Origin of the sequence: Hoeflea sp. 108 (assembly GCF_000372965.1) — a bacterium.
In the GTDB taxonomy this organism is placed as follows: domain Bacteria; phylum Pseudomonadota; class Alphaproteobacteria; order Rhizobiales; family Rhizobiaceae; genus Aminobacter.
Window position 1 is genome coordinate 272647 of the sequence record NZ_KB890025.1, and the last position, 26463, is coordinate 299109.

The window sequence follows — 26463 nt, forward strand, 5'->3', positions numbered from 1 at the left end:
ACTACAGGAAATGCGTATTGCATGTCCCTTCTGCGGCGAGCGTGAAAACGGCGAGTTCACCTATCTCGGCGACGCCTCTCCCAAGCGCCCCAACTTCGCAATCGACGGCGGCGAAGTCGTCGAGGACGCCTTCTACGATTACGTCTATCTGCGCGACAACGTTGCCGGCGTGATGCGCGAATATTGGTACCATGGCGGCGGCTGCCGCTCCTGGCTGGTCGCCGAGCGCAACACGGTCACCCACGAATTCATTTCGGTGAAGGCAGCGCCAGGTGCTGGCGCCGCCAAGCCGGCGCAGGCAGGAGAGTGACCATGTCGGGCTATTCCCAATCCGAGCCGCTCGGCAGGACAGTGGCTGCCGACGGCGCTACCAGCGCCCGCAGCCAGGCCGCTGCGGCCAGCCAGTCGCACCGCCTGCGCAGCGGTGGCCTGATCGACCGTAAGGTGCCGATGCAGTTCACCTTCGACGGTGCCACCATGACCGGCTTTGCCGGCGACACGCTGGCCTCCGCACTCGTTGCCAACGGCGTCAAGCTGGTGGCGCGTTCGTTCAAGTATCACCGCCCGCGCGGCATCATCACCGCTGGCTCGGAAGAGCCGAGCGCGCTGGTTGAAATGCGCACCGGCGCCCGCAAGGAGCCCAACACACGCGCCACCACGCAGGAGCTTTATGACGGGCTGATCGCCCAGAGCCAGAACCGCTGGCCGTCGCTGCGCCGCGACTTCATGTCGATCAACCAGCTGGCCGCGCCGATCTTCGTCGCCGGCTTCTACTACAAGACCTTCATGTGGCCGGCGAAGTTCTGGGAGAAGATCTACGAGCCGATGATCCGTCGCGCTGCCGGCCTCGGCAAGAGCGCCGAGCTGCCGGATCCCGATCACTACGACAAGGCCTGGGCGCATTGCGATGTGCTGGTTGTCGGCGCCGGTCCTGCCGGTCTTTCGGCAGCCCTTGCCGCCGGCCGTGCCGGCTCGCGTGTCATCCTGGTCGAAGAGGACAGCCAGGTCGGCGGCCGCCTGCTCAGCGATGGCGGCGAGATCGACGGCATGCATGCCGAGGAGTGGGTGCGCCGGACGAGCGCCGAGCTCGACGCTATGGCAAATGTCCGCGTCATGACCCGCACGGCGCTGTTCGGCGTCTATGACGGCGGCGTCCACGCCGCGCTCGAGCGCGTCAACGACCATGTGCCGATGCCCGGCCCACATCAGGTGCGGCAGCGCGTCTGGCGCATCGTCGCCAAGCGCTCGGTGGTCACTGCAGGCGCCATCGAGCGGCCGATCGTGTTCCCGGACAATGATCGCCCGGGCGTCATGATGGCGTCCGCCGTGCGCACCTATGTCAATCGCTTTGCGGCCATGCCCGGCCGCAAGGTGGCGCTGTTCACCAACAATGACGATGGCTGGCGCACTGTCGAGGCGATCCAGCAAGCCGGCGGCGACATTGCTGCCGTCATCGATCCGCGCGGCCGCGTGCCGTCGGAGTATCAGGCGGTGGCCGAGCTTTCCGACCTGCGCGTGCTCTCGGGCGGCGTCAGCGGCGTCAAGGGCGGCGTTGACGGCGTGCGTGGCATCGTTGTCACCGACCGTGACGGCCGCACCCAGCAGATCGACGCCGATTGCCTCGCCGTTTCGGGCGGCTGGAATCCCAATGTCGGCCTGTCCTGCTTCCATCGCGGCAGGCCGGTCTGGCGCGACGACATCGCCGCCTTCGTGCCGGGTGACGCGCCCAAGGGCATGGTCACGGCCGGGGCCGCCAACGGTGAGTTCTCGCTCGGTGCTTGCCTGCGCGACGGCCATTCAGCGGGTGCAGCAGCCGCCGCCGAATGCGGTGCCTCGGGCAATGCCGGCGAAGCTTCGGAAGCAGGCGACGAAACCTATGCGATCTCGCCGCTGTGGCAGGTCAAGGCCAAGGGCAAGGCTTTCGTCGACTTCCAGCACGATGTGACTGCATCCGACGTGACGCTGGCGCAGCGCGAAGGCTTCGAAAGCGTCGAGCATCTCAAGCGCTACACCACGCTCGGCATGGCCACCGACCAGGGCAAGACCTCCAACATCAACGGTCTCGCCATCATGGCCGCTGCCACCGGCAGGACCATCCCGGAGACGGGCACGACGATCTATCGTCCGCCCTATGCGCCGGTTGCCATCGGCGCGCTCGCCGGCCATCACCGCGACGAGAATTTCCACGCCTGGCGGCTGACGCCGTCGCACCACTGGGCTGCCGCCCGCGGTGCCACGTTCGTCGACACCGGACTGTGGAAACGCGCGCAGTGGTATCCTGTAACGGGCGAAAAGGACTGGCTGGAGTCGGTCACCCGCGAAGTGCTCGCCGTTCGTAACGGCGTCGGCTTCTGCGACGTGTCGACGCTCGGCAAGGTCGACGTGCGCGGTGCCGACGCGGGCACCTTCCTCGACCGCGTCTACATCAATGCCTTCTCGGCGCTCGGTGTCGGCAAGGCTCGTTACGGACTGATGCTACGCGAGGACGGCATCGTGATGGACGACGGCACGACGTCGCGTCTCGCCGAGGACCACTACTTCCTGACCACGACGACGGCCAAGGCCGGCCCTGTCATGGCGCATCTCGAATTCTGCCGCCAGGTGCTGTGGCCCGAACTCGACGTGCAACTGTCCAGCGCGACCGACCAATGGGCGCAGTTCTCTATCGCCGGACCGAACACGCGCAAGCTTCTGCAGGCGCTGGTCGACCCGAGCGAAGACCTGTCCAACGAGGGCTTCCCCTTCATGGGCGCCCGTGAGGTCAAGCTGCGCGGCGGCGTGACAGCCCGCCTGTTCCGCATCTCGTTCTCGGGTGAAATGGCGTTCGAAATCTCGGTGCCGGCGCGTTATGGCGCGGCGATGGCAGAGAACCTGATGATCGCCGGCAAACCCTATGGCGTGGTGCCCTACGGTACGGAGGCGCTGGGCGTGATGCGCATCGAAAAGGGCCATGTCGCCGGTCCCGAGCTCAACGGCACGACGACCGCCGACGACCTCGGCCTCGGCAAGATGATGTCCAAGAAGAAGGACTTCATCGGCCGTGTCATGGCCGGTCGACCCGGACTGACCGCACCCGACCGTCAGGTCGTGGTCGGACTCAAGCCTGTCGACACCAAGCGCAGGCTGCGCTCGGGCGCGCATGTCATCCCCAAGGGTGCCATTCCCGGTCCTGCAACCGACCAGGGCTATGTCACTTCGGTCTGTTACTCGCCGATGATGCAGCAGTGGATCGGCCTCGGCCTGGTCGAGCGCGGACGCGAGCGTACCGGCGAGATCGTGCGCATCCACGATCCGCTGCGGAGCGAGGATTACGACGCCGAGATCTGCAGCCCTGTCTTCTACGATCCCGAGGGAGTGCGCCAGCGTGGCTGATTTTTCCTGGACCACCCAATCGCCGCTGAAAAAGGCACTCGTTCCCGGCCGCCATGGCGCGGCTGGCGCTACGGCCGGCGTGACCCTCACCGAGATGCGCGATATCGTGCTGATGCAGGTCATGGCGCGCCGCGGCAAGGCTGCCGAAACCGCCAAGGCGGCAAAGAAGCTGTTTGGCGTGGAGCCGCCGGTATCGCCCAAGGCCGTCAGCGGCAAGGGTGCGACGCTCGTCTGGTCGGGCCCCGACCAGTTCACGGTCTTTGCTCCGCGCAGCGACGAAGCAGCCCAGCTGGAAGCGATGACCAAGGCGTTTGCCGGCTCGGCGTCTCTGTCGGATCAGTGCGACGGCCGCTGCTTGATCCGCGTTTCGGGCCCGCGTGCCCGTGATGCTATCGCCAAGTTCTCGTCGCTGGACCTGCACGACAGCGTCTTTCCGGTTGGCAGCTCCGCAAACACGTCGGTCGATCACACCGCCGTCAACTTCTGGCGCGATGCCAATGGTGCCGACGGCACCCCCGTCTACAGCATGCTGGTCTTTACCAGCTTCGCAGACAGCCTGTGGCATGTGATCCTGGACTCGTCGCTGGAATATGGCGTCGAAGCCTCGAGTGCCCGCGCGGCCTGAGCCAGCCTGACACGAAATGCAGAAAGCCCCGTCCATCTGGCGGGGCTTTTTCATTGACTTCGATTTTGGAGAAGATTGCTGTTGCCGGTCCCGTGTCGCGGGTAAGGCAAAGCCGCCGCGCAGGGCGCGGCGGTCCGCAGATTGGTCACTATGCTCAGGCGTCGACGCAGGACTTGCGCAGCTGGATCACCGAGGCGCTGGGACGCAGCAGCGACAGCGTCATGCGCTCGACGCAGATCGGCATCACCAGCTTGGCGCCGTCGGCATAAAGCGAACCGCCCGAAGCGCGGAAAGAACCCTTGTCGACGATGGTTTCGAGCACATCGCGGGTCCGCAGCGGCAGGAGATCAGTACAGGCGCTCATTCGCGCAAAGACGTGGCTGATGGGGACGTTGTAGCCGTCAACGGCTACAAGAGGCTCTTCATTGCCTTCCTTCCATTCCTCAAGCGCTTCGAGCGCATCGTGGAAGGCATTGTGGAGCGTGATGGGCGCATGGCCCTCGTAAAGTTCCGGCAGCACTTTATGCATGTTCGTTCTCCTCAACGGCCTTCGGCTCGTGCTGCGGCGTTCTGTATCGCGGTATAGGACCCCACTTTCATGTGCCTCCCGTATTTGCATAACAGGCAAGATAGTTGCACATGAGTTAAGTTGCGTCCACTGGAAAACAGACGAAATCAGCGTCCCCGCAAACAATCCCTGATGCGTCCGGCACGACAGTCCGAAATGGGCAGGGGATGTCATCATTCGGCCAAGCCGGGCACCACCCGAACGAATGGGAAATCTACCCGTCCGGGCGTTTTCAAAGACAGACAAAGCCTGTCAGCTTCATCTCGGGAAACAGCATTCCGGGATAACGCGGCTCGCCGAAGTCGCATCCGGTCAACACGAGACGAACGGGTGTCGCTGTGGAGGAAAGCAGACCGCTCAGCTTTCGCGAGGATGTCCGCAGCCTGTTGTTCAGGCTGCTGATGTCGGTCGTGAGTGCACGGGAGCCGGGCGTGGCCGACATTCTGACCGGCCGCGTCAGCCTTGATGCGCTTGCCGCGAGCCAGCGCATTCCGGCGCTGCAGGCGACGGGCATCTGGTTCCAGCTTGCGGCCATCGCCAACGAGTTGCTCGCCATGCGCTCGCGCCGCGAGATGGAGCAGATGGGCGGCGCCGACGAAGTGGTCGGTTCCTTCTCCAACGTGGTCGGCGAGATCGCCGCCGCCGGCTACCCGGCCGAGGACATCCAGGCCACCCTCGACGCCCTAAGCGTCGGTCCGACGATGACGGCACATCCGACCGAGGCCAAGCGTGTCACCGTGCTTGAAATCCATCGCCGCATCTATCGCAAGCTGACCGAGCTCGAGCAGCAGCGCTGGTCGCCGCGCGAGCGTGAGCAACTGATAGACGACTTGAAGAGCGAGATCGAGATCCTCTGGATGTCGGGCGAACTCAGACTCGAGCGTCCGTCGGTTGAACGCGAGATCGCCTGGGGCCTGCACTTCTTCCGCGAAGTTATCTTCGAAGCGACACCCAAGCTCTATGACGCAGTTGAGGACGCGCTGGCGCGCCACTATCCCGAATATGACGTCAAGGTCCCGTCCTTCATGCGCTATGCGTCATGGATCGGCGGCGACCGCGACGGCAACCCGAACGTCACCGCGAAGCTCACGGCCTACGCGCTGACCGAATGCCGCCAGGCGATCATCGGCTGGTACGTCAGCCAGGTTCGTCGGCTGCTGACCGTGCTTAGCGTCAGTGCCAATGTCGTCGACATCCCCGAGGATTTTTCAAGGGCGCTGGCGCGTGCGCTGCATCGCACCCATGCCGCTTCCGAGATCGTCGCGCGCAATCCCGACGAACCGCTGCGCCAGTTTGCTGCTGCCATGCTGGAGCGGCTGCTGGCCATGCGCGGTGAAGCTTCGGCCAAGCCCTACACCCGCGCCGAAGCGTTCAAGTCGGACCTGCGCGACCTCGAAAACGTGCTCTGCGCAATCGGCGGCAACCTGGTGTCGCGGCGTTTCGTGCGGCCGCTGCGCCAGCAGGTCGAAAGCTTCGGCTTCCGCACGGTGTCGCTCGACATCAGGCAAAATTCGACGGTCGTGAACCGGGTGCTGGCAGAGCTGTTCAAGACGACGGACGGCCAGGCCGCACCGGCGGAGGGATCGCCCGCCTGGGGCGCGCGCATCCGCGCTGCCCTTCATTCAGGCGAACAGCTTGAGGTCGATCGCCAGAAGCTGTCGGACGAAGCGCGCGAGCTGCTCGATCTTTTCGACGTCATCCGCGACGCCACGACAACCATGAACGGTGGTGCGGTCGGCGCCTTCATCCTGTCGATGACGCGGTCGAGCGACGACCTTCTCGCCGTCTACCTGCTTGCGCAATATGCGGGGCTGGCAACCGCGCTCGATGGCAGCGGCACGATCAATCTGCGCGTCGTGCCGCTCTTCGAGACCATCGCTGATCTGCGCGCCGCGCCCGACATTCTCGACCAGCTTCTGGGTGTCTCGATCGTCCGCCGCTCGGTGCGCGATTTCGGCAACCGCCAGGAGGTGATGCTCGGATACTCCGATAGCAACAAGGATGGCGGTTTCCTCGCTTCCAACTGGGAGCTCAACAAGGCCCAGCGCCGCATCACCGCGCTTGGCACCAAGCGCAAGGTCAGGATCAGTTTCTTCCACGGACGTGGCGGCTCGGTCAGCCGCGGTGGCGCACCGACGGGCAGGGCGATCGCGGCCCAGCCGGCGGGCACCATCGGCGGTGCCATGCGCGTAACCGAGCAGGGCGAGGTCGTGTCGTCCAAATTCGCCAATCGCGGCACCGGCCTCTACCAGCTGGAAATCCTTGCCGCGAGCGTCTTTGCCCATTCGGTCAAGTCGCAGAACGAGGCCGAGCTCAAGGACAATCCGGAGTTCAGCGAGGCGCTGGAAGCGCTGACCGGCATGTCGCAGGCCTCCTATTCGGGCCTCATCAACGAGCCGGGTTTCATCGACTATTTCAACCAGGCGAGCCCGGTTGAGGAGTTGTCGTTGCTCAAGATCGGGTCGCGTCCGGCCCGCCGCTTCGGTGCCCGCGACATCTCCGACCTGCGCGCCATACCCTGGGTCTTCGCCTGGAGCCAGAACCGTCACATCATGACCAACTGGTACGGCATCGGCAGCGCGCTGAATTCCTTCGTCAATGTCCGTGGCGATGCCGGCCTCGACCTTTTGCGCCAGATGTTCGAGCGCTCGCGCTTCTTCCGCCTCGTCGTCGACGAGGTCGACAAGGGGCTCTATCAGACCGACATGGACATTGGCGGGCTCTATGCTGGGCTGGTGCAGGATCGTGAGGTCGGCGAGCGCATCTACCGCAAGATCTCGGCGGAATACGCCCTGACCCGCAGGATGATCTCAGAGGTCAATGGCGGGCTCAAATTGTCCGAGCGCTTCCCGGCCTTCAAGCGCCATTTCGACCGCATCCGTCCGCAGATGGATTCGATCCACCGGCTCCAGGTCCAGCTGTTGCGCGAGGTGCGCACCCAGGACGGCGCGACCGCCAAGCCCAAGCGCGCGGTCAACGCGCTTTTGCTTTCGATCAATTGCATTTCCGCCGGCCTCGGCTGGACCGGATGACCTTCAGGAGGACCGAGATGAACATCCCCGCAAGACCCGGCATTGGCAGCGCCCGTCACTTCTTCCGCACCGGCGTGGCCCAGGCCGACCCCGCCGTCAACGACTCGATCAACCGCGAGCTCAACCGCCAGCGCGACGAGATCGAGCTGATCGCTTCCGAGAACATCGTTTCGAAAGCGGTGCTCGAAGCGCAAGGGTCGGTGCTGACCAACAAATACGCCGAGGGTTATCCCGGCCGCCGCTACTATGGCGGCTGCGCCTATGTCGACGAGATCGAGGATCTGGCGCGCGAGCGCGCCAAGACGATGTTCAACTGCACGTTCGCCAACGTGCAGCCGAATTCCGGCAGCCAGGCCAACCAGTCGGTGTTCATGGCGCTGATGCAGCCGGGCGACACGTTCCTCGGTCTCAACCTCGCGGCCGGCGGTCACCTGACCCATGGCGCCCCGGTCAACCAGTCGGGCAAGTGGTTCAACGTCGTGTCCTACGGCGTCAAGCCCGACACGCATCGCATCGACCTGGACGAGGTGCGCGACCTCGCCAAGAAGCATCAGCCAAAGGTGATCCTGGCCGGCGGCTCGGCCTATCCGCGCATCATCGACTTCAAGGCATTCCGCGAGATCGCCGACGAGGTAGGCGCCAAGCTGTTCGTCGACATGGCGCATTTCGCCGGCCTCGTTGCCGGCGGCGTACACCCCAATCCTCTCGATCATGCCCATGTCGTCACCACCACCACGCACAAGACGCTGCGTGGTCCGCGCGGCGGCATGGTGTTGTCCAACGACGAGGAGATCGGCAAGAAGATCAATTCGGCCGTGTTCCCCGGCCTGCAGGGCGGTCCGCTGATGCACGTCATCGCCGCCAAGGCGGTGGCTTTCGGCGAGGCGCTGACGCCCGAGTTCAAGGTCTATGCCGCCAACGTCGTTTCCAACGCCAAGGTGCTGGCCGAAACGCTGCAGGAGGGTGGGGTCGACATTGTCTCAGGCGGTACCGACACGCATCTGATGCTGGTCGATCTCCGTCGCAAGAACCTGACCGGCAAGGCGGTGGAGGCGGCCCTCGGCCGCGCCTACATCACCTGCAACAAGAACGGCATTCCTTTCGACCCGCAGGGACCGATGGTGACCTCGGGCGTGCGGCTCGGGACGCCGGCCTGTACGACACGCGGCTTCATGGCGGAGGAATTCCGGCAGGTCGGCCGTATGACCATGGCCGTCATCGACGGGCTGGCTGCCAATGGCGAGGCCGGAAACGCCAAGATCGAGGCCGCGGTGCGCGAAGAAACGCACGATCTGGTCGGACGATTCCGAATCTACGACTGATTCCTGTCGCTGGAGAGCGGGCATGGCGAGGTGACATCAGGTTGGATCGGCTCAACTGGAAACGCTGATTTCGGTGGCGAGCCTATGCAGCGAGACAACAAGCTCAGGGTCTTGATTGCCGAGCGCAATCCGCTTGTCATATCGGCCCTGCGCGATCTCATCGGCCGCGACGAACGTTTTGCCTTTGCCGAGGGCGTCCAGACAGGCGACGCCTTCGTGCGGGTGGTGGCCGAGGCCCAGCCTGCTTTCGACATCGCCATCGTCGGCTGGAAACTGGCCGACATGGATGCCGCCGAGGTGCTGATGGAGCTCAACCGCCGCCAGCTCGCGGCGCGGGTTGTCATCTTCTCCAACGACCACGACATCGGCATCCTCAAGCAATGCGTGCGGTTGGGCGCGCAGGGCTTCTGCTACCAGTTCGACGACCCCTGCATCCTGTTCGACACGCTGCTGGCGGTCGCCAATGGCCGAATCTGCATTCCCTATGTCGATGTCGCCAAGATCAACGAAACGCCGCTGTCGCGCCTGACCACACGCGAACTGGAGCTGCTCGGCGTGCTCGCCGACGGTTGGACGAACCTGCAGATCGCCACCCGCACCGGTATCTCCGAAAACACGGTGAAGTACCACCTCAAGAATCTCTACGACAAGCTCGGCGTCCGCAACCGCGCCATGGCTGTGGCGCTCTACGCCAGCGAAAAGAAGCGTGGGCCGCAGGTCTCCGCGAGATAGCTTACTGCCTGGCGAGCGCCGCCTTTTCGTCGGCTTCAGACAGAGGCGCGCCGGCGCCGATCGTCGTCAGGAAGGCGTCGACGGTCTCGGTGGCGCCGGCCGGTTGATAGGCGCCGGTGCTCGCTGCCGGGCCGGCGACAGCAAGGCGCAACGACCATTCCTGGCCGTCGCGGCAGGCGACCGTAACGGTCGCAGTGCCGCTGGCCTGCTTCAGCTCGAACTCGCGGCACAGTGTGCCGCCGCCGTCGCGGAAGCTCGAAACAAGCTTCATCGAACCGTCGGCGATAATTGCCTCGGTGCCCGATGCGGCTGTGTCAAGGGTTCTGACCATCGCCGGATCGGAGATGCCCGCCAGCGATGGTGCCGAGATGCCCGGCGCATTTGCCTGGCCGGCGAGATATCCGCCGACGCCAAAGGCGACGGCGGCGAGCGATGCCGCCAGCGGCATGACCCAGCTCGGGTGCGTAGACCGGCGTGCCGGACGCAGATGCACGACATTTTCCAACTGTGCGGGTTCGCTCTTGGGCTGGCGCGCGGCAGCGACCATCGCCTCTACCGAACGCGTCAGGGCTTCCGGCACCGGCTCGTCGATCAGCGGCTTGAGCTCCGATGCGACGGCGGCGCGGCTTTCGATGAAGGTTGCGAGCCGCATCACCAGTTCGTCGTCGGTCTCCATGGCCGCTTCGACGCGCGCGGTCGTCTCCGCGTCCAGTTCGCCGTCGGCGAAGGCCATCAGTGTCTCGTCGTCGAATTGCTGGCTGCTCATGGATTTCGCCCTTTTGCGGGAGAACGGTCGGCTGCGGAGTTTATTCCAGCGGCCTCCGCGAGATTCTTGCGGGCGCGGGCAAGCCGGCTCATCACGGTGCCGATGGGGATGGCGAGCACCTCCGCCGCCTCCTTGTAGGACAGATCTTCGACACAGACGAGCAGCAGCACCTCGCGATGTTCGTCGGGCAAACCGTCGATGGCGCTGGCCACGCTCTTCAATGTCAGTCGCGCTTCGGCCTCACGCTCGCCGGTGTCGCCTGATATGTCGTGGCGTTCGGCGATGTCCTCGGTCGGCCCCGCGGTCTTGGCTCGGCGAACCTGGTCGATCCACAGATTGCGCAGGATGCGGAACATCCAGGCATCGAAGCGCGTGCCCGGCTCGAAGCTGCCTTGCGCCGCCAGCGCTCGTTCGCATGCCGCCTGCACCAGATCGTCGGCGATATCGCGCGACCGGCATAGCGAGATGGCGAAGCGGCGCAGATTGGGCAGGAAGGCAACCAGCCGGTCGCTCACCTGAACATCGTCACCTTTCATGCGGTTCCTGTCGTGATCGTCGATGGAATAATCGGGACATCCGTCCGTTGGCCCCAAAATGCACAAATGCCGTCGAAATGATATGGGATGTCAGAAGTCTTATGTGGAACGCTAACAGTTGTACTGCCTGCACAGGGACGGATAAGAGGACTGCCATGCCTGTCCAGATTTCGCACCGCCTGACCGTCTTTGCCCTGGCGGCCCTGCTCGCCACCTTTGGCACGCCGCTCGCCGGGCCGTGGCAAGGCCCGGTCATGGGCACGAACCAGGCAATGGCGGATGACGATGACGACGGCGACGATGATGACGATGCCGGTGGCAGCGGCGGTGCCGGTTCGGACAGGTCGCCGTCGGCGCGCGGCGGCGGTTCAGGCGGCCGGCCTCTCGACATTTTCAGGCAGCGGCAGGCGAACCCAAGGCGCACGGCGCCGACGCGAGAACCAGCCACGCATGCACCGCGCGAGATCGTGGCGCTAGGGCTCGACGACGCCGCCCTCGCAACGTTGCTTGCGGAAGGTTATGCCGTGCGCGAGCGTGTTGCCGTCGCGCTCGACGGCGGGTCGGCGCTCGTCAAACTGGGTATCCCACGTGGGGTGACGCTCGAGGCGGCCCTCAGTCGAGCGGTCGAACTCGCCCCCAGGGCCGAGGTCGATTTCAACCACTACTATCGCCCTGATCAGGCAGGCAACGAGCGTTGCGGCGCCAATGTCTGCCTGGCGCGACAGGTCGTCGGCTGGCCGGCGGCGGATACCTTTGCCGGGCGCTGCACGAAGCCGGCGCGGATCGGCCTCATCGACACCGCGGTCAATGCCGATCATCTCGCTTTCGCCGGCGGCCGCATCGAAACCATCCGGCTGGGGCAGGGCGATCTGCCCGCCTCGGGGCGCCAGCACGGCACGGCCGTCGCCGCGCTGCTCATTGGGTCGGCCGAAAGCCGCACGCCGGGGCTCGTTCCTGGTGGAGAGCTGATTGCAGTCGATGCCTTTCATCGCGGCGATGGCAGCGACGACCGTTCTGAAGTCTATGATCTGGTGCGGGCGATCGACCTTCTGGCAGCGCGCGGCGTGCAGGTCATCAATATGAGCCTCACCGGGCCGGCAAATCCTCTGCTGGAAAAGACGGTGGGCAACGCGACCGAAACCGACATCGTTCTGGTGGCGGCCGCGGGCAATGACGGGCCGCGCGCCGCACCGCTCTACCCCGCCGCCTATGACGGCGTGATCGCCGTCACCGCCATAGACCGCGCCAAGAACCCCTATCGCCGTGCCGGATCAGGCGACCATATCGACATCGCCGCACCCGGCGTGCAGGTCTGGACCGCGGCCTCGGTGAAGGGTGCCCAGCCCAAGACCGGCACCTCCTTTGCCGCACCTTTCGTGACCGCCGCTGCGGCCATCCTGAAGGCGTCCAACCCGGCCCTTGGTGCCGGGGAAGTGGAAGCCCTCCTGCGCCAGAGCGCCGAGGATCTGGGCGCTCCCGGCAAGGATCCAGTCTATGGCTGGGGCCTGCTCAACGGCCGCGCCATCTGCCATGGCTGAGGCGCCGCCTGGCGCATTCGGGAAAGTCTTACTGTTTTGCATTTCCGTTTCCCTTGCTGAGGTCGAAAAATAGTTTGCCGGCGACGGAATAGGTTTTGCCAACGCCCGTTCTTCCTGACGTAGCCGCCCTGCGGCGCAGATCAGGAGAACCGAAATGCCAATCCCCAACCTGCCGTATCAGGCGCCACAAAGGCCCGCCGCCGTGAAGGGGAGGGGCCGATGATCGCGCAACTTCTGCAGACGCCATTCGCGGCCGAACTCGTCCGCTTCGGCATCAACCTCACCGGTATGTCGGCGCTGCTGTTCGGCATGTATTACCGCCGCTACCGCGACAAGGAGCTGGTCACCGCGGCGGCCCTGTTCAACATCTTCGTCTTTGCGGTGCTGACCGTGCTGTCGACGGTCCAGTTCGGCGTTGCCGCGGGCTTCGGCCTGTTCGCCATACTGGCGCTGTTCACGCTGCGCTCGGAACCGCTGTCGAAGACCGAGATGACCTATTTCTTCGGCAGCGTGGCGATCGCCGTCATCTGCTCGGTGCAGGGAACGACACTGCCTTTCGTGGCGGTGACCGTTGCCTTCGTGCTCGCCGGTGCCTTTGTCGTCGACCATCCCCGCATGCTGCAATCGGTCAGCGGCACCAAGGTCTCGCTCGACAAGATCAATGTCGCTCTGCTGTCCGACCCGGCAACCATGCGCGCCGAACTGTCCCAGCGTCTGGGCGTCGACGTGTTGTCCTACCAGGTGCTGCAGCTCGACTACATCACGGAAATGGCGAAACTCAATGTCCATTATCGCAAGCACTGATGCGCTCATTTCAAGCGGTTTCGCGCCGATCAGCCTGAAGGCCCTGAACGGCAAGGCCGCCATGTTGGAGCGGCTGGACAACAAATACGTCGTCGACGGCACGGTGTTCATGCAGGCCGCCGGCGATTTCGCAGACGTCTTCGATATGCTGGAAATCGATGGTCTGCGCGCCTTCACCTACGAGACCTGCTATTTCGACGATGTCGACCGCCGGAGCTACTTCGACCACCATCAAGGCAGGCGACAGCGGGCCAAGATACGCATCCGCCGCTATGTCGAGGCCGGGCTCTGCTTTCTCGAAGTGAAGCTCAAGGACAAGCGCGGGGTCACGATCAAGAAGCGCCTCGACCGCGATCCCGAGGGCTTCGGCGTGCTTGACGATGTGGCCTTGGCCTTCATCGACAAGGTCTACCGTGCCCAGTACGGCCAGGCCTTTCCGCATCTGTTGTCACGCGTTCTCGATATGCGATACCGCCGCATGACGCTGGTGGCGCGGCAGGGTGGCGAGCGCATGACCATCGACAGCGGGCTCGAGTTCTTCGCTGGTGGCATGCGACATGCTGTCGATCCCAGCCGGTTCATCCTCGAGACCAAGTCGGCCAATGGCAACGGCGTTGCCGATGGCATCCTGAGGGCACTACACCAGCATCCGACCAAGCGCTGCTCGAAATATTGCGTCGCAACAGCGCTGCTCAACCCCGGAACCAAGCACAACCGCTTCCTGCCGGCGCTGCGCAAGCTCGGCGGAGCTCCCTCACGTCCCGTCCTTCTCCAGCCAAGTTTCCAATAGGAGCGAAAGAGATGATGAAGTACCTCACGGCGGCGCTGCTCGGCGCTTCGACATTCGCGCTCGACGCACCCGCCATGACACAGCCGCTCGACCTTGCCGTCCTGGACAGCAAACCCGTGCCGGCGATAGGCCCCGGCGGGCAGTCGATCAACGAACTGTCTGGCCTTGCCTGGGACGCCGACGAAAAGCTGCTTTATGCCGTGTCCGACGACGGCGTCCTGCACCATTTCAGCATTGAGGTCGGCGACGGCAAGATCGTCGCGCTTGAGCCCGTCCTTTCGGTGTCGCTCAACACCGGCGCAACGCCGGCAACCGTTAATGCCGAGGGTCTTGCCGCTGTTAACGGCGACAACCGCAAGGCAGGCGACACCGAACTTCTGGTCGCTTTCGAGGACGGGCCGGCCATCCACCGCTTGCGGTCTGACGGCGCCTCGCTCGGAGCCGTGCAACTGCCCGAGGCGCTGGCCGATCCGGCCAGATACAACGAGCCGAACAGCAGGTTGGAAGCAGTTGCCGTGACAGCCGGGCAAGGCATCGTCACCGCGCCCGAAGAAGCGATGATGGGTGAACCCGGCGACACCCATACCATCCATGGCCTCGACGGCAAAAGCTGGAGCTTCGCCACCTTCCAGCCCAAGCGCAGCAACCTCAAGGCCATAGAGCCCATGCCCGACGGTCGGCTACTGCTGCTTGAGCGCACACGCGAGCAGAAGGGCGGGCCGAGTGTTGGCCGGCTAAGGGTGCTTGATCCCAAGACGTGCGGCGGCGACGCGCCATGCGCCGTTGAAAATCTCGATCCCGGATCGAGCCCGCTGCTGAACGACAACTTCGAGGGCATGGCCAGCCTGGGCGGAGGCCTCTATCTGCTGGTCACCGACAAGACCAGGAAGGAGGCGCCGGGCATGTTCGTCCTCGTGTCGGTCAAGCCTCGGCCCTGAGTTCTGCGCAAATCCCTGCGAGGCTCGACGGTGACCGGCCAATTTGCCGGTCGCCGTCCGGTGTTTTGTCCGATTGGGCAGTCCGCACGACTCTGGTTGGGCGTGCTCCGAAAAAGCCATCGCACGGCGTTGATCCTGCCCGTTTGGGCAGTGCCGGTCGCTCGTTTGCGACCTGCTGCGTAAAATTTCCGACAGTCGGCAAACTGGCAAAAGACGAGCCATTTCAACGGCATTGCGCCTCTCGCAGTCTGCCCTGTGCGACATGTGCGCACATAGGTCGCTTGACAGGAAATTAACTTTGCCAGACATTCCTCAGGGGAAATTAATTTCCCACACAATGAAGCCGAAAACGGCCATCCGGAGGAGGAAATGGAAGCAACTCTCGTTCATCAAAACGCGGAGCCGGGCTACGACCAGCGCATCGAAAAGATGCATAGCCGCGACCGCGCCGGCCTTGTAGCCTTTATCGTGGTGCTTTGGTGCACCATGCTGTTCGCGCTCTTCAGCGTCTGGTCATACATCTCCGTCCCGGCCATCGGCATCATCCTGGCAGTTGCCTGCGGCCTCGTGCTTGCCTTCAACACGGCTGCGATCTTCGCCATGCTGCGTCACTACCACGAAGACAAGCACTTCATTTACGGCCTCGACCTCAAGCATCTCGACGAGATGCGCCGGCGTAAGCGCTAAGGGGCAGCAACATGGCTTACCAACCTCCAAAACAGAGCCTCGCAGGCCAGGTCTTCGACGTCATCACGCTTCTGGTGCTTACAGTCGGCGCGCTCTACATCCCCCTCTATATGGGGCTCGCCGGCGCCGCTAAGGTGCCAAACCCGATCGCCAACCCAACGTGGGAAGCGCTCGGCCAGAACGCCACCGAACAACAGCAATGGGCAGCCCTCGGCATCACCGACCCGGCTGCCGCCAATGACATCATCACCGCCCGCTTCGACTACAGTTTCAGCTGGGGCGCGCTGATCGTCATGGCAGTGCTGGTCATCGGCTACTTCGTCATGGTGGTCCGCCTTTCCGACCGCGAATACCGCGAAGTCATCGAAGAACGCTTCGGCAAGAAGCGGTAGGAGGCGACAATGGATTTCTGGAACGTTCTTGAATACGCTGCCTGGGCCCTGTCGGCGGTGTTCGGCCTGCTGATGCTCGCCGACCTGGTCCGCATCGATACCACCTACGACAACGAGCTTCTGACCTCCTCGCGCGAAGGCGAGATCGAGGCCACGGCCGAACGCCATTCGATCTGAAGGGGAACGGCAATGGCAAACGTGACTTCAACCGCGCCGGAGGGCGAACGCCTCCAGCTGCTGCGCGTGCTGGGCCCCGCCCATGTGTGGGCGCTCGGCGTCGGCATCGTGCTTGTCGGCGAATATATGGGCTGGAACTTCTCCGTTGGCAAAGGCGGCATGATCGCCGGCCTCGTCGCCTGCTGGGTCGCCGGCCTGCTCTACACCTGCGTCGCCATGATCGACTCCGAGGTGACCTCTACTGTCGCCGCGGCCGGCGGCCAGTACGCCCAGGCCAAGCACATCGTCGGCCCGCTCATGGCCTTCAATGTCGGCCTCTTCCTCGTCATGGCCTACACCATGCTGGAAGCGGCCAACGCCATCACCGTCGGCTTCCTGCTCGACACGGTGGCCGGCATGCAGGGCCATTCGGGCCTCAACCAGCAGCCCTTCATCATCCTCGCCATCATGTTCCTGGCGTGGCTCAACTATCGCGGCGTTCTGGCGACGCTGACCTTCAACCTGGTCATTACGGCAATCGCCTTCGTCGCCATCATCACGCTGTTCGTATCGGTGCAGTTCGGCGCCTCGGCCGTGCCGCTCGATTTCTCGGCCATCACGTCCGATCCGCTGCCTTACGGCTGGGTCGGCATCGTGGCGGCGCTGCATTTCGGCCTGTGGTATTACCTTGGCATCGAAGGCACCTGCCAGGCGGCCGAGGAAGTGCGCTCGCCCGCCCGCTCGCTGCCCTACGGCACCATGGCCGGCATCATGACGCTGCTGATTGCGGCGACCATGACCTGGTATGTCTGCTCGGGCCTCGTGCCGTGGGAGTATCTCGGCCAGGCCGGCACGCCGCTGTTCGACGCGGCGCGTGTCACCGGCAGCACCGGGCTGATGGTCCTGCTCTTCGTCGGCACGACCTTTGCCACGCTGGCCTCGGCCAATGGCTGCATCAACGACGCGTCGCGCGCCTGGTTCTCGATGGGTCGCGACCGTTATCTGCCGAGCTGGTTCGGTGCCGTGCATCCGGTCTACCGCACGCCCTATCGTGCCATCGTCTTCCTGGTGCCGATCGCGCTGATCTTCGCGCTCGGTGCACCGCTCGACCAGGTCGTGACCTTCTCGATCCTGTCGGGCCTGCTCGGCTACACCTTCATGACCTTCAACATGGTGATGTTCCGGAACAAGTGGCCGCTCGACACGATCAAGCGCGGCTATGTGCATCCGCTGCATCCGCTGCCGACGATCGTGCTGCTCGTTCTGTGCTCGACCGCCTATTTCGCCGTGTTCCTTGGCTATGGCACGCAGCTCAGCGCCATGATGTGCTTCTACATCGTCGCCTCGCTCTGGTTCCACTTCCGGCGCTATCAGTTCGTGCGCCGCGGTGACCAGTTCACCATGCCCTGGCCCAAGCCGCTGGGTTACTGACAACAACAAAGACGGCGGCGCATCCTGCGCCGCCGTTGTGCTTTTGGGCGCCCTGATGATCACCACGCTCGCCTTCTCAGCTTTTGTCGCGGCATCGCTCGCCTGGATGGGCGTTCGCGCCATCGGCGACCATCGTGCCGCCCTTGCGCAGCGCGAGGGGTTGCTCAACGAAGCGGCGACGCTTCTTCAAGGTGCCCGCATCGGTCTGTCGTCGGACCGGTTTCCGGTGCTGACCGGACGGCTCCAAGACGGCAGGCAGGCGAAGGTGGAACTCATCGCCGACACCATGGTGACGCGGCGGCTGCCGCAGCTGTGGCTGCGGGTGACGATCAGCGAAAAGGTCGAATGCGCGCGTCCGACCATCGGCGCGCTGGCCCGCCCGACAGGTGCCGAATATTACTCGCTCGTCCATGACATGCCGGTGTGGATGACGCCGCCTGATACCAACGCTTCGCTTCTGACGCGCGGCGATGGCACCGCGACATCGGAGCAGGCGGCGCAGGTCGCAACGCTTTTCCGCTCGCTGTTCGCCGACCCCGAGGTCAAGGAGGCGGTGATCACGCCACGCGGCACGCGCCTCATCCGCCAGGCCGCACAGGGAGACCGTGGCTCGCATATGCTGCTGCGCCAGGCGCGTTTCCCGCTGACCGCGATCCCTGCCGGACTGGTGCGCCAGGCGCTCGCCGAGGCGGAAGCCCTGGGCATGGTACTGGCCGAAGACGAGCCGGTCAGCCCGGTCTACGAGGCCGCGTGAGGACAATAATGGCCAAGCCGATCAATCCCTATCTGGTGCTGGCGCTGGCGATCGTGCTGCCGGGCGCCGGACACGTGGCGGTGCGTGATCCAAAGCGCGGACTCGCCTTCGCCTTCTTCGTACTGTTCTTCGCCATGGTCACCTACATGACGACGACGCCCGAGACCTCGTTCATTGGCCGTCATGCGGGCGGGCTGTTCGTCTGGGCGCTGTCGATACCCGATGCCTATCGCCGGGCACGGATGCAGTCGGTCGTCGCCAGGCGGGCCTGATCTCCCTGTCGGCAATAAAAGAGGGCGGGCTGCCCTGCGTGCAACCCGCCCCAACAGAGGCCTGTTTGAGTTCGCTGGTCAGGCGGCGGTCTGGGAAATCACGCCGCGGCGGATCTGGTCTTCCTCGATGGACTCGAAGAGTGCGCGGAAGTTGCCTTCGCCGAAGCCCTCGTCGCCCTTGCGCTGGATGAACTCGAAGAAGATCGGGCCGATGACGGTCTTGGAGAAGATCTGCAGCAGGATCTTGGTCATGCCACCGTCGACCACGCCTTCGCCGTCGATCAGGATGCCGTGCTTCTTCATCTTGTCGAGCGGTTCGTCATGGCCGTGCACGCGGTTGCGCGACATCTCGTAATAGGTGTCGGGCGGGCCGGGCATGAACTTCAGGCCCTTTTCGGCGATCCTGTCGGTGGCGGCATAGATGTCATCGCTGCCGACGGCGATGTGCTGGATGCCTTCGCCCTTGTACTTCCTGAGATATTCTTCGATCTGACTGGTGTCGTCCTTGGACTCGTTCAGCGGGATGCGAATCTTGCCGCAGGGCGAGGTGATGGCGCGGCTGACGAGGCCGGTGATGCGGCCGTCGATGTTGAAGAAGTGGATTTGCTTGAAGCCGAAAAGCTCGCGATAGAAATCCCACCACTTGTCCATGTTGCCGCGATAGACATTGTGGGTCAGGTGGTCGAGGAAATAGAAGCCGACGCCCTGGGGCTTGGGGTCGCGCGCGCCGATCCATTCGAAATCGGTATCATAGGCCGAGCCCTTGGTGCCGTACTTGTCGACGAAGTAGAGCAGCGAGCCGCCGATGCCGACGATGGCCGGCACGTCGAGCGCCTTGTCGGCGCCGGTGTAGGGCACGGCGCCCTTCGACACCGCGTGGTCGAATGCGTGCTTGGCGTCGACCACCCGCCACGCCATCGAGGCAGCGCAAGGGCCATGCTCGTCGACGAAGCGCATGGCGTGGCTGCCCGGCTCGGCGTTGACGATGTAGTTGATGTCGCCCTGGCGCCAGACGGTGATCTTCTTAGTCTTGTGGCGCGCGACCGGCTGGTAGCCCATGCGCGTGAAAAGCTCTTCCAGCTTCTCGGGCTCGGGATGCGCGAACTCGACGAACTCGAAGCCGTCGGTGCCGGCGGGGTTGTCGGCGCTGATCCTGGCCGGCGGCGCATCGTGCGGGAACGGACCCATGGAAATTCCTCCTCTGAAAACTGGTAGCGCATATTGTGCTCCCGATTTCATGCAATGTGCTTGCATTTTGGGCTCTCATGGGTCGATCTATGCGTGAAACGTGCATGGATGAGGAGTATGGTGCAATGAATGCGGCGCTCGACCAATTCGACCTCAAGATCCTGCGCGAGCTTCAGCGCGACGGACGGCTGACAAACAACGAACTGTCGGAAAAGATCGCGCTGTCGGCGTCGCAATGCTCGCGCCGCCGCGCCCGGCTGGAGTCCGAGGGCTTCATCCGCGGCTATCAGGCCATGCTCGACCGCGAACGGCTCGGGCTCGATCTTCTGGTGGTGATTTCGGTGACGCTCGCCACCCACAACCGCGACAACGCCCAGCGTTTCGCCCGGCTGGTCAACGATCTGCCCGAGGTGCTCGAGGCCTATTCGCTGACCGGCGAGATGGATTACTACATCAAGGTCGTGGTGCGCGGGCTGTCGGATCTGTCGCGCTTCGTCAACGAGGTTCTGTTGCCGCACGATTCCGTGCAGCACGTGAAGACCGCGATCGTGCTGACGACGTTGAAGCAGTTCGGGCCGCTGCCGATCGGGTAGGGGCGTAGATGTCTTGGCCGGCGTCTGGGTCAGTCCTGTGCCGGTCCGAGCGCGAGTTCCGGACGGTTTTGGTGCTCGCAGTCGCCATGCCGTGACACCAAAGAGACCAGAGGCGGGGTGGAGATGATTGTACCCCTGTCCTGATTGTAAGGGTGACAGCCTACCCGGCCTATCGCTGCAGCTTTGGCCTTGCCAACAGCGCCCGCTCGACATCCGCCAGCCCCGCCTCGATGCGCTCGATGGCGCCCGCGCCGAGCGCCTTTTCAAGGGTCGCTTGGTAACTGTGGGCCAGGTCGGCGATCTCGCGATAGGCCTTGAGACCAGCAGCCGTCAGTTCCAGATGCTCGACACGGCGGTCGGTTTCGTTCTCGCTGCGCTTCAGCCAGCGGCGTTCCTCCAGCGCTGCCACCGCACGGCTGACCTTGGTCTTGTGCATGTTGGAATGGGCGCCGATCTCGGTCGCGGTCATGCGGCCGACGCTGCCGAGCGCCGCGAGCGCGCGCCATTCGGGTCGCGTCATCTGGAAACGCTGCTTGTATTCCCTGGAAAAGCTCAGGCTGATCAACTCGGCCGCCCGGTTCAGCCGGTAGGGCAGAAAACTTTCCAGGTCGAACGCGTCCGGCATTTGAAGCCTTTGATAGTTACAAAATCAATGGTTACACTTGCAACCATCTCGACGTTCTCACGTCCGCCAGGGAGGTGCAAGACATGCTGGACAAAGCCGCCAAACAAGCTTCGCTCGCGACTGCCGCCGGATACATGCCAGGCTTCGGCAACGACTTCGAGACCGAAGCACTGCCGGGTGCGCTGCCGCAGGGCCAGAACAGCCCGCAGAAGTGCAATTACGGCCTTTATGCCGAGCAGCTGTCGGGCTCTCCCTTCACCGCGCCGCGCGGCACCAACGAGCGCTCCTGGCTCTACCGCATCCGCCCGAGCGTGCGCCACACCAAGCGCTTCTCCAATGCCAGCTACCCGCAATGGAAGACCGCGCCTTGCCTCGACGATCATTCGCTGCCGCTCGGCCAGCTGCGCTGGAACCCACTGCCGGAGCCCGCGGGGAAAAACAGTTTCATCGAGGGCATCCGCACCATGACGACGGCGGGCGATGCGATGACCCAGGTCGGTATGGCGGCGCATGCCTACATCTTCAACGATGACATGGTCGACGACTATTTCTTCAACGCCGACGGCGAGCTGATGATCGTGCCGCAAGTGGGCACGATCCGCATCTTCACCGAAATGGGTGTCATCGACGTCGAGCCGTCGGAGATCTGCCTGGTGCCGCGCGGCATGATGTTCAAGGTTTCGCGCTTGGGCGATGCTGCCTTCCATCGCGGCTATATCTGCGAAAACTACGGCGCCAAGTTCACGCTGCCGGATCGCGGGCCGATTGGTGCGAATTGCCTGGCCAACCCGCGCGATTTCAAGACACCGGTTGCCGCCTACGAAGACAAGGAGACGCCGTGCCGCGTGCACGTCAAATGGTGCGGCAAGTTTTATGTCACCGAGATCGGCCATTCGCCGCTCGACGTCGTTGCCTGGCACGGCAACTATGCCCCGTTCAAATATGACCTCAGGACCTTCTCGCCTGTCGGCGCAATCCTGTTCGATCATCCGGATCCGTCGATCTTCACGGTGCTGACGGCGCCGACCGAAGAAGCAGGCACGGCCAATGTCGACTTCGTCATCTTCCCACCGCGCTGGCTGGTGGCTGAACACAGCTTCCGGCCGCCCTGGTATCATCGCAACATCATGAGTGAGTTCATGGGCCTGATCCACGGCCAGTATGACGCCAAGGAAGAGGGGTTCGTGCCGGGCGGCATGAGCCTGCACAACATGATGCTGCCGCATGGACCTGATGCGATGGGCTTCGAGAAGGCCTCGAACGGCGAGCTCAAGCCGGTCAAGCTCGATCACACCATGGCCTTCATGTTCGAGACGCGTTTCCCCCAGCAACTGACGAAGTTCGCCGCTGAACTGGAGACGCTGCAGGACAACTACATCGATTGCTGGGACGGGCTCGAGCGCAAGTTCGACGGCACGCCCGGTATCAAGTGAAGCATCAAGTGAGGACGTAAATGAAGCTCGCTACGCTGAAGGACTCCACCCGCGATGGCCGCCTGGTCGTTGTCTCCAGGGATCTGACCCGGTGCTCTGAGGTCGGCCATATTGCTCGGACGCTGCAGGCAGCGCTTGACGACTGGGCCCATGTCGGCCCGCGCCTCGCCAATGTCGCAGAGGGCATCGAAACCGGTTCACAGCCGACCATGCGTTTCCATGAGCACGATGCAGCCTCACCCTTGCCGCGCGCCTATCAGTGGGCCGACGGCTCGGCCTATGTGAACCATGTCGAGCTGGTCCGGAAGGCGCGGGGCGCGGAGATGCCCGAGAGCTTCTGGACCGATCCCTTGATGTATCAGGGCGGCTCGGATTCGTTCCTAGGCCCGCGCGACCCTGTCGTCATGGCCGACGAGGCCTGGGGCATCGACCTCGAAGGTGAGGTGGCCGTCATCGTCGATGACGTGCCGATGGGCGCCAGCCGCGACGAGGCTCATGCCGCCATCCGCCTGATCCTGCTGGTCAACGACGTGTCGCTGCGCGGCCTGATTCCGGCCGAACTCGCCAAGGGTTTCGGCTTCTTCCAGTCCAAACCTTCGACTGCATTCTCGCCCGTTGCGGTGTCGCCCGACGAGCTTGGCGAGGCCTGGTACGGGGGCAAGCTGCATCTGCCGCTGCTGGTTTCGCTCAACGGCCAGCCGTTCGGACGGGCCGACGCCGGCGTCGACATGACTTTCGATTTCGCAACGCTCGTCGCGCATGCGGCGAAGACCCGACCGCTGGTCGCCGGCACGATCATTGGCTCGGGCACGGTGTCCAACAAGCTTGACGGTGGCCCCGGCAAGGCGATTTCCGAGGGTGGGGCGGGCTATTCCTGCATCGCCGAAATCCGGACCATCGAGACCATCCAGCACGGTCAGCCGACGACGCCGTTCCTGAAGTTCGGCGACCAGGTCCGTATCGAGATGCACGACCGCTCGGGGCACTCGATCTTCGGGGCCATCGAGCAGACCGTCGAGAAATACGAGAAGGCGTGAGCCATCATGAGCGAGACCGTCCTGTTCGATTATTGGCGTTCGTCGGCGAGTTATCGCGTGCGCATCGCCCTCAACATGCTGGGGCAGGATTTTCGGCCCGTGTCGGTCGACCTGCTGGCGAAGAGCCAGAAATCATCGGAGCATCTGGCACGCAATCCGCAAGGGCTGGTGCCGGTGCTCGACATCGACGGCCACGCCTTCACCCAGTCGCTGGCGATCATCGAATATCTCGACGAAACCCGTCATGCCGGCTTCCTGCCGTCCGATCCGCTCGGCCGCCAGCGCGTGCGCCAGCTCGCCTATGCGATCGCCATGGAAATCCACCCAGTCTGCAACACCGGTGTGATCGCCGAACTGATGCGGCTCGCGCCTGACCCCGAGGCGGCGCGCGATGCCTGGATGCAGAAGTTCATCGGCGACGGCATGGCCGCCTTCGAAAGGCTGCTCGACAACCCGGCGACTGGCACGTTCTGCCACGGCGATGTGCCAGGCATGGCAGACTTCTGCCTTGTGCCGCAGGTCTACAACGCCCGGCGCTGGAACGTCGACATTTCGGGCCTGAAGCGGGTGCTGGAGATATCGGCGCGATGCGAGGCGCTCGAGGCGTTTGCAAAGGCGCATCCGGATAGGGTCAAGGGCTGAGGGCGGCTGGTTGCGAGACTACCCCCACCCCTAATCCCTCCCCATCAGCGAGAGGGTGATTTTGGGACCGTGCCGCGCTCAGTCTCCCAAAAACAGATTGAAGCCATCCAGCAAGGGCAGTTCGCTGCCGAGTTGTTTGCGCATCCAGTATGGCGCAGACCGGATTCCCTCCCCTTTGTGGGGAGGGGCTAGGGGTGGGGTGTTGTCGAGCTGCAGCTACCTCGCCCGCCAGGCCTGCGTTCGCTTGATCAGTACCTTTGACAGGAACAGGTGGATCAGTCGGGCTGCGATGTTGGTGTAGAAGATCATCATCGCCATGGCTGCGGCCGGGGCCACGTCACCGGCGTCGTCCATGTTGAGCACCGCCACCGAGGCCAGCATCGTGTCTTTCGAATAGAGGAACACCACCGCCGACACCGTCGTCATGGCGTTGACGAACAGGTAGATCGAGATGTCGAGGATGGCAGGCAGGCAGACCGGCACGGTGACGCGAGCAAACAGCTTGTAGAAGGGCTGCTTGAGCGAGGCCGCAACCGGCTCGAACTCCTGGTCGATCTGCTTGAGTGCTGTCAGAGCGGTCAGGTGCCCCACCGTGTAGAAGTGGGTGATCGTGCACACGACCAGGATGTGCATGGTGCCGTAGAGCGCGTGCAGCGGGTTGGCGGGGTCGTTGAAGAAGAAGATGTAGGCAAGGCCCAGCACCATGCCCGGCACGGCCATTGGCAGCATGGCTAGGAATTGGAACGCCGTGCGGCCGCTGCTGAATCCGTCGGTTTTTTCGACCATGTAGGCGCCGACGAAGATGATGACCGTGCCGATGATTGCCGTCAGCGCCGCCAACCGGATCGAGTTGTAATAGGAACCCCAGCCGCCGCCGTCCATGCGATCGAAGGCGAAGTGCTTGAAGCCGAGGCTGAGATCGTAGGGCCAGAGCTTGACCAGTGCGGCGAACTGGCTGGTGGCCATGATGCCGAGGATGAAGACGGCGATCAGCGAGCACCAGGCGAGACACAGCGCGTCGAAGCCACTGTTAGCCTTGGGTTGATAGGGCACCGAACGCGCCGACAGCAGCGCCACCTGCTTCTTCGTCACCATGCGGTCGACGATGAAGGCGGCGATTGCCGGCACGAGCAGGATGACCGAGACGACCGCACCCATCTCGAAATTCTGCTGGCCGATGACCTGCTTGTAGATGTCGACGGCCAGCACATTGTATTGGCCGCCGATGACCTTGGGCAGGCCGAAATCGGTGATGACGAGGGTGAAGACGACGAAAGCTGCCGAGATCAGGCCGTAGCGCGCGCCGGGAATGGTGACCGTCCAGAAGGTGCGCCAACGGCTGGCGCGTAGCGACGCGGCGGCTTCGTAGTGGCGCTGGTCGGAGATGGCCAAGGCCGTCGATATGATGATCATCGCATGCGGGAAGGCAAAGAAGATCGAGCCGACGACGATGCCGAGCGGGCCGTAGATCGAGGCCCCCATCAACAGGTCCTTGAGCATGCCCTGATTGCCGAACAGATAGATCAGCGCGATGCCGGGCAAGAGCGACGGCACCAGGATAGGCACCATGGCGACGAGCTTAAACGCATCCTTGAAGCGCATGCAGCTGCGGTTCAGCGCATAGGCGAAGCCGAAAGCAAGGCCAACGGTGATGATCGTGCTGACCAGCGCGATGAAAACCGAGTTTTCGATCGAGCGGAACAGCGTCGGCGTCGAGAAGTAGGCGGCATAGTTTTCGAGCCCCAGCGCCCGCGACGGTCGCAGCATCACGCGGCGGAAATCGTTGGAGGTGAGCTCCTGCCATTCCGTTCCGGACTGCGGTTTGAGGCCGATTAGATAGGTTGCATCCGATGTGGTGCCCCGGATCTTGTACTTCACCGGGCTGCGGAAGCTGAAGTCGGGAAAGAAGCTCGTCGCCTGCAGGCGCCCGTCCGAGTTGGTGGCGAGCTTGGCCAGTGGCACCGCGTTGAGCTTCTCATTCAGCGCAGCAGCCGTGATGGGTTCGCCCCAATTGCCGTCCTTGTCGCTGACCTGGAACTCGAACCTGGCGAGGTCGAAGCTGTAGGTCGAAAACGACTTGGACAGCATGACGGCGAGCGGAGCTGCCAGCGCTACCACGAGATAGAGCGCGATCAAGACCATCAGGCTGCGCTTGATCAGCTGGTCGCTGTCGAGCCTGAGCCTGAGCGTGCGGCCGACGGGCAGGGCGGTGTCGATTGCCATCGCCATG

Annotated in this window: 26 protein-coding genes; 20 read left to right on the forward strand and 6 right to left on the reverse strand. The window is 63.8% G+C overall.

The window, feature by feature from the left end; translation table 11 throughout:
- Nucleotides 1-10: 10 nt before the first annotated feature.
- The 3 genes from B015_RS0127230 to B015_RS0127240 all read left to right on the forward strand — a co-directional run bounded on the left by B015_RS0127230 (nt 11) and on the right by B015_RS0127240 (nt 3997).
- Nucleotides 11-310, forward strand: a complete 300-nt coding sequence (locus B015_RS0127230; protein ID WP_018430931.1) for a sarcosine oxidase subunit delta — start codon at nt 11-13, stop codon at nt 308-310.
- Nucleotides 311-450: 140 nt separating this feature from the next.
- Nucleotides 451-3372 carry a sarcosine oxidase subunit alpha family protein gene (locus B015_RS0127235; RefSeq protein ID WP_051092016.1) on the forward strand — a complete coding sequence of 974 codons (2922 nt, stop codon included), beginning with the start codon at nt 451-453 and terminating at the stop codon, nt 3370-3372.
- Complete coding sequence (locus tag B015_RS0127240) at nt 3365-3997, forward strand: sarcosine oxidase subunit gamma family protein (RefSeq protein ID WP_018430933.1); 633 nt, start codon at nt 3365-3367, stop codon at nt 3995-3997. The genes B015_RS0127235 and B015_RS0127240 overlap by 8 nt, the downstream gene beginning before the upstream one ends.
- A 154-nt stretch (nt 3998-4151) precedes the next feature.
- Here B015_RS0127240 and B015_RS31700 read toward each other — a convergent pair whose 3' ends face one another.
- Entirely contained in the window at nt 4152-4526 is a 375-nt protein-coding gene (locus B015_RS31700) for a hypothetical protein (RefSeq protein WP_157632934.1), read from the reverse strand.
- Between the two features lie 470 nt (nt 4527-4996).
- On the opposite strand from B015_RS31700, the gene B015_RS0127250 reads away from it, so the two are divergent.
- From B015_RS0127250 to B015_RS0127260, 3 genes are all read left to right on the forward strand, one after another.
- Nucleotides 4997-7597, forward strand: a complete 2601-nt coding sequence (locus B015_RS0127250) for a phosphoenolpyruvate carboxylase (RefSeq protein ID WP_245262424.1) — start codon at nt 4997-4999, stop codon at nt 7595-7597.
- A gap of 17 nt (nt 7598-7614) precedes the next feature.
- Complete coding sequence (gene glyA, locus B015_RS0127255; protein ID WP_040457384.1) at nt 7615-8919, forward strand: serine hydroxymethyltransferase; 1305 nt, start codon at nt 7615-7617, stop codon at nt 8917-8919.
- Nucleotides 8920-9003: 84 nt separating this feature from the next.
- On the forward strand, nt 9004-9651 hold the full coding sequence (locus B015_RS0127260) for a response regulator transcription factor (RefSeq protein ID WP_018430937.1): 648 nt from the start codon (nt 9004-9006) through the stop codon (nt 9649-9651).
- A 1-nt stretch (nt 9652) separates the two neighbouring features.
- Here B015_RS0127260 and B015_RS0127265 read toward each other — a convergent pair whose 3' ends face one another.
- A complete protein-coding gene (locus B015_RS0127265; protein ID WP_018430938.1) occupies nt 9653-10417 on the reverse strand; it encodes a hypothetical protein in 765 nt (254 codons plus the stop codon).
- Entirely contained in the window at nt 10414-10953 is a 540-nt protein-coding gene (locus B015_RS0127270) for an RNA polymerase sigma factor (protein WP_018430939.1), read from the reverse strand. The genes B015_RS0127265 and B015_RS0127270 overlap by 4 nt, the downstream gene beginning before the upstream one ends.
- A 155-nt stretch (nt 10954-11108) precedes the next feature.
- On the opposite strand from B015_RS0127270, the gene B015_RS0127275 reads away from it, so the two are divergent.
- The 10 genes from B015_RS0127275 (at nt 11109) to B015_RS0127320 (ending at nt 18715) form a co-directional block, all read left to right on the forward strand.
- Nucleotides 11109-12491: a S8 family serine peptidase gene (locus tag B015_RS0127275; protein ID WP_018430940.1), complete on the forward strand. Its 1383-nt coding sequence runs from the start codon at nt 11109-11111 to the stop codon at nt 12489-12491.
- A gap of 219 nt (nt 12492-12710) precedes the next feature.
- Entirely contained in the window at nt 12711-13295 is a 585-nt protein-coding gene (locus tag B015_RS0127280; RefSeq protein ID WP_018430941.1) for a DUF4956 domain-containing protein, read from the forward strand.
- Nucleotides 13273-14085: a polyphosphate polymerase domain-containing protein gene (locus tag B015_RS0127285; RefSeq protein WP_018430942.1), complete on the forward strand. Its 813-nt coding sequence runs from the start codon at nt 13273-13275 to the stop codon at nt 14083-14085. The genes B015_RS0127280 and B015_RS0127285 overlap by 23 nt, the downstream gene beginning before the upstream one ends.
- Before the next feature lie 11 nt (nt 14086-14096).
- On the forward strand, nt 14097-15023 hold the full coding sequence (locus B015_RS32305) for an esterase-like activity of phytase family protein (protein ID WP_018430943.1): 927 nt from the start codon (nt 14097-14099) through the stop codon (nt 15021-15023).
- A 369-nt stretch (nt 15024-15392) separates the two neighbouring features.
- Nucleotides 15393-15710, forward strand: a complete 318-nt coding sequence (locus B015_RS0127295) for a membrane protein (RefSeq protein ID WP_018430944.1) — start codon at nt 15393-15395, stop codon at nt 15708-15710.
- Nucleotides 15711-15721: 11 nt separating this feature from the next.
- On the forward strand, nt 15722-16102 hold the full coding sequence (locus B015_RS0127300; protein ID WP_018430945.1) for a hypothetical protein: 381 nt from the start codon (nt 15722-15724) through the stop codon (nt 16100-16102).
- A gap of 9 nt (nt 16103-16111) precedes the next feature.
- The gene (locus B015_RS33125) at nt 16112-16279 is read left to right on the forward strand and encodes a hypothetical protein (protein WP_018430946.1); all 168 of its coding nucleotides are present in this window, start codon (nt 16112-16114) and stop codon (nt 16277-16279) included.
- 12 nt (nt 16280-16291) lie between these two features.
- Nucleotides 16292-17689 (forward strand): amino acid permease, encoded by a 1398-nt coding sequence (locus B015_RS0127310; protein ID WP_018430947.1) that lies wholly within the window; start codon nt 16292-16294, stop codon nt 17687-17689.
- Nucleotides 17690-17744: 55 nt separating this feature from the next.
- Nucleotides 17745-18443 (forward strand): hypothetical protein, encoded by a 699-nt coding sequence (locus tag B015_RS31710; protein WP_018430948.1) that lies wholly within the window; start codon nt 17745-17747, stop codon nt 18441-18443.
- A gap of 8 nt (nt 18444-18451) precedes the next feature.
- Nucleotides 18452-18715 carry a hypothetical protein gene (locus B015_RS0127320; protein WP_018430949.1) on the forward strand — a complete coding sequence of 88 codons (264 nt, stop codon included), beginning with the start codon at nt 18452-18454 and terminating at the stop codon, nt 18713-18715.
- A 78-nt stretch (nt 18716-18793) separates the two neighbouring features.
- Here the strand turns inward: B015_RS0127320 and hppD are convergent, their stop codons facing one another.
- Entirely contained in the window at nt 18794-19903 is a 1110-nt protein-coding gene (gene hppD / locus B015_RS0127325) for a 4-hydroxyphenylpyruvate dioxygenase (RefSeq protein ID WP_018430950.1), read from the reverse strand.
- A 125-nt stretch (nt 19904-20028) separates the two neighbouring features.
- Between hppD and B015_RS0127330 the strand changes: the two genes are divergently transcribed.
- Nucleotides 20029-20496, forward strand: a complete 468-nt coding sequence (locus B015_RS0127330) for an Lrp/AsnC family transcriptional regulator (protein WP_018430951.1) — start codon at nt 20029-20031, stop codon at nt 20494-20496.
- A 169-nt stretch (nt 20497-20665) separates the two neighbouring features.
- On the opposite strand, the gene B015_RS0127335 is transcribed toward B015_RS0127330, so the two are convergent.
- The gene (locus B015_RS0127335; protein WP_018430952.1) at nt 20666-21121 is read right to left on the reverse strand and encodes a MarR family winged helix-turn-helix transcriptional regulator; all 456 of its coding nucleotides are present in this window, start codon (nt 21119-21121) and stop codon (nt 20666-20668) included.
- An 83-nt stretch (nt 21122-21204) separates the two neighbouring features.
- Here B015_RS0127335 and hmgA point away from each other — a divergent pair, with 83 nt between their 5' ends.
- From hmgA to maiA, 3 genes are read left to right on the forward strand one after another with little or no spacing between them, the layout of a single operon-like run.
- Nucleotides 21205-22554, forward strand: a complete 1350-nt coding sequence (hmgA, locus tag B015_RS0127340; RefSeq protein ID WP_018430953.1) for a homogentisate 1,2-dioxygenase — start codon at nt 21205-21207, stop codon at nt 22552-22554.
- A gap of 20 nt (nt 22555-22574) precedes the next feature.
- On the forward strand, nt 22575-23591 hold the full coding sequence (locus B015_RS0127345; protein WP_018430954.1) for a fumarylacetoacetate hydrolase family protein: 1017 nt from the start codon (nt 22575-22577) through the stop codon (nt 23589-23591).
- 6 nt (nt 23592-23597) lie between these two features.
- Complete coding sequence (maiA, locus tag B015_RS0127350; RefSeq protein ID WP_018430955.1) at nt 23598-24233, forward strand: maleylacetoacetate isomerase; 636 nt, start codon at nt 23598-23600, stop codon at nt 24231-24233.
- Between the two features lie 216 nt (nt 24234-24449).
- Here the strand turns inward: maiA and B015_RS0127355 are convergent, their stop codons facing one another.
- Nucleotides 24450-26462: a putative 2-aminoethylphosphonate ABC transporter permease subunit gene (locus B015_RS0127355; protein WP_026227802.1), complete on the reverse strand. Its 2013-nt coding sequence runs from the start codon at nt 26460-26462 to the stop codon at nt 24450-24452.
- Between the last annotated feature and the right edge of the window lies 1 nt (nt 26463).

Excerpts from the sequence above, each read along its gene's own strand:
- B015_RS32305 (WP_018430943.1), top strand. The coding sequence starts at position 14,097 with ATGATGAAGTACCTCACGGCGGCGCTGCTCGGCGCTTCGACATTCGCG.
- B015_RS0127235 (WP_051092016.1), top strand. The coding sequence starts at position 451 with ATGCAGTTCACCTTCGACGGTGCCACCATGACCGGCTTTGCCGGCGAC.
- hppD (WP_018430950.1), bottom strand. The coding sequence starts at position 19,903 with ATGGGTCCGTTCCCGCACGATGCGCCGCCGGCCAGGATCAGCGCCGAC.
- B015_RS0127265 (WP_018430938.1), bottom strand. The coding sequence starts at position 10,417 with ATGAGCAGCCAGCAATTCGACGACGAGACACTGATGGCCTTCGCCGAC.
- B015_RS0127295 (WP_018430944.1), top strand. The coding sequence starts at position 15,393 with ATGGAAGCAACTCTCGTTCATCAAAACGCGGAGCCGGGCTACGACCAG.
- B015_RS0127280 (WP_018430941.1), top strand. The coding sequence starts at position 12,711 with ATGATCGCGCAACTTCTGCAGACGCCATTCGCGGCCGAACTCGTCCGC.
- B015_RS33125 (WP_018430946.1), top strand. The coding sequence starts at position 16,112 with ATGGATTTCTGGAACGTTCTTGAATACGCTGCCTGGGCCCTGTCGGCG.
- B015_RS0127345 (WP_018430954.1), top strand. The coding sequence starts at position 22,575 with ATGAAGCTCGCTACGCTGAAGGACTCCACCCGCGATGGCCGCCTGGTC.
- B015_RS0127335 (WP_018430952.1), bottom strand. The coding sequence starts at position 21,121 with ATGCCGGACGCGTTCGACCTGGAAAGTTTTCTGCCCTACCGGCTGAAC.
- B015_RS31710 (WP_018430948.1), top strand. The coding sequence starts at position 17,745 with ATGATCACCACGCTCGCCTTCTCAGCTTTTGTCGCGGCATCGCTCGCC.
- B015_RS0127320 (WP_018430949.1), top strand. The coding sequence starts at position 18,452 with ATGGCCAAGCCGATCAATCCCTATCTGGTGCTGGCGCTGGCGATCGTG.
- B015_RS0127230 (WP_018430931.1), top strand. The coding sequence starts at position 11 with ATGCGTATTGCATGTCCCTTCTGCGGCGAGCGTGAAAACGGCGAGTTC.
- B015_RS0127285 (WP_018430942.1), top strand. The coding sequence starts at position 13,273 with ATGTCCATTATCGCAAGCACTGATGCGCTCATTTCAAGCGGTTTCGCG.
- B015_RS0127270 (WP_018430939.1), bottom strand. The coding sequence starts at position 10,953 with ATGAAAGGTGACGATGTTCAGGTGAGCGACCGGCTGGTTGCCTTCCTG.
- B015_RS31700 (WP_157632934.1), bottom strand. The coding sequence starts at position 4,526 with ATGCATAAAGTGCTGCCGGAACTTTACGAGGGCCATGCGCCCATCACG.
- glyA (WP_040457384.1), top strand. The coding sequence starts at position 7,615 with ATGAACATCCCCGCAAGACCCGGCATTGGCAGCGCCCGTCACTTCTTC.
- B015_RS0127355 (WP_026227802.1), bottom strand. The coding sequence starts at position 26,462 with ATGGCGATGGCAATCGACACCGCCCTGCCCGTCGGCCGCACGCTCAGG.
- B015_RS0127330 (WP_018430951.1), top strand. The coding sequence starts at position 20,029 with ATGAATGCGGCGCTCGACCAATTCGACCTCAAGATCCTGCGCGAGCTT.
- B015_RS0127275 (WP_018430940.1), top strand. The coding sequence starts at position 11,109 with ATGCCTGTCCAGATTTCGCACCGCCTGACCGTCTTTGCCCTGGCGGCC.
- maiA (WP_018430955.1), top strand. The coding sequence starts at position 23,598 with ATGAGCGAGACCGTCCTGTTCGATTATTGGCGTTCGTCGGCGAGTTAT.
- B015_RS0127260 (WP_018430937.1), top strand. The coding sequence starts at position 9,004 with ATGCAGCGAGACAACAAGCTCAGGGTCTTGATTGCCGAGCGCAATCCG.
- B015_RS0127300 (WP_018430945.1), top strand. The coding sequence starts at position 15,722 with ATGGCTTACCAACCTCCAAAACAGAGCCTCGCAGGCCAGGTCTTCGAC.
- hmgA (WP_018430953.1), top strand. The coding sequence starts at position 21,205 with ATGCTGGACAAAGCCGCCAAACAAGCTTCGCTCGCGACTGCCGCCGGA.
- B015_RS0127310 (WP_018430947.1), top strand. The coding sequence starts at position 16,292 with ATGGCAAACGTGACTTCAACCGCGCCGGAGGGCGAACGCCTCCAGCTG.